Raw genomic sequence first — 1,686 nt, forward strand, 5'->3', positions numbered from 1 at the left:
GGTCGAGGTCCCTTTGACTGATTGCCAGGCCGGAGCCAAGCCGATCGAGCGCAAGCATTGTCGAAAGCCGGGCCCTGGTGCCGTCGGCCAGCTCAACGCCAGGTTCCGTCAGAAGAAACGCAGCCGCTTGCATCGCTCCTCTACCGACCCGACCCCGTAGCTGGTGCAACTGCGCCAGACCGAACCGGTCCGGGCGCCAGACAATGATGGTGTTGGCTCGAGGCACATCGAGCCCACTCTCGATGATGTCGGTGCTCAACAAAATGTCGCCATCACCGTCAGCGAATCCGACCATGACTTCGTCCAGCTGCCTCCCTTTCATTTCACCGTGCGCCGTCATGACGCCGAGTTCCGGCACCAGCCTGTTCAGCTGGTCAGAGACCGGGCCAATGTCCTCGATGCGAGGAACCACGAAGAAACTCTGTCCACCCCTGTGAAATTCACGCAAGAGGGCCGCGCGCACCGATGCTGGATCGAACGCTGCCAGGATCGTGCGGACGGGACGTCTTTTGGCGGGCGGAGAGTTTAGAACGCTGACATCCTGGATGCCCGACAGCGCCGATTGCAGCGTCCGCGGTATCGGCGTGGCGCTCATGCTCAGCGTGTGAAGGCAGGGCGCCATGTTCCGCAGGGCCAGCTTCAACTTGACGCCGAACCGGTGCTCCTCGTCAATCACCAGCAGTCCAAGATTGGCGAAAGTGACGCTCCTGGACGACAAGGCCTGAGTACCCACGACGATCGTAACCTGGCCGCTCCGCAGGCCCTCCTTTGCCGCTTTTGCCTTTGCTGCCCCGACCATCCTTGACAGGTGGGCGACCTGCAGGCCCGTTCCTGCGAAACGGCGGCTGAACGTCTCATAGTGCTGTCGTGCCAACACGGTTGTCGGCGCTATGACCGCAACCTGTTTCCCGCAGAGGGCGGCGGCGGCGCAAGCACGCAAAGCCACCTCTGTCTTGCCGAAGCCAACATCACCGCAGACGAGCCGGTTCATTGTTCTCCCCGAGGAAAGGTCGTCGAGCACAGCGCGGATGGCGGCGGCCTGGTCAGGAGTCTCGGTATAGGGAAATTTCGCCGCAGAACGGGCCAAGTCCGCGCGGGAGGGCTTGATGATCTCGGCGGGCTGGCTGGACCTCATCTCGGCAAGGCCCACCAGGCGCTTGGCCAGCCTGTCGATCTCGCGCAACGCAGCCTCGCGTCGCTTGGGCCAGCCCTCGCCGTTGAGGCGATCGAGCGACACGGCCTCCGGTTCCGAGCCGTAGCGCCATATTTTCCCAAAGTCGTCGACCGGAACCAGCAAGGAAGCCCCGCCATGATATTCCAGCCTGACAACATCCTGGTGCTGACCAGCCAAGTCGACCTGTTCGACCGCCGCGAGCACGCCCAGGCCATGGTCTTCATGGACGACGACGTCGCCGATGCGCAACTCGGGTTCGAGTATGCTTGCGGCCATGCCGGCATCCGCCTTCAGCGCAGGGCCAAACAGGTCGGCTGCGGCGACCATCGCGATACCGGATTGCGCGTCGACAAACCCTTCATCGAGGACGAAGCCAGCCTTGAGAAGAGAGCCTCTCGCGGCCGAAAGTATTTGCGGTGAGTCGACCGCTTCCTCAGCCCGCCGGCCTAGCTTTCTATTGAGCAGGCGATCTGCTCGCTGCAGTTCAGAGGCATCGCCGGTCAACACCACCC

General features: G+C 62.9%; 1 protein-coding gene. It reads right to left on the reverse strand.

Annotated elements, in window-relative coordinates:
* The coding region (locus tag EN932_RS35545) for a DEAD/DEAH box helicase (protein ID WP_128369495.1) at nucleotides 1–1,686 on the reverse strand (1,686 nt) is incomplete at both ends.

This window comes from Mesorhizobium sp. M7A.F.Ca.US.002.01.1.1, from assembly GCF_004022955.1.
Taxonomy (GTDB): domain Bacteria; phylum Pseudomonadota; class Alphaproteobacteria; order Rhizobiales; family Rhizobiaceae; genus Mesorhizobium; species Mesorhizobium ciceri.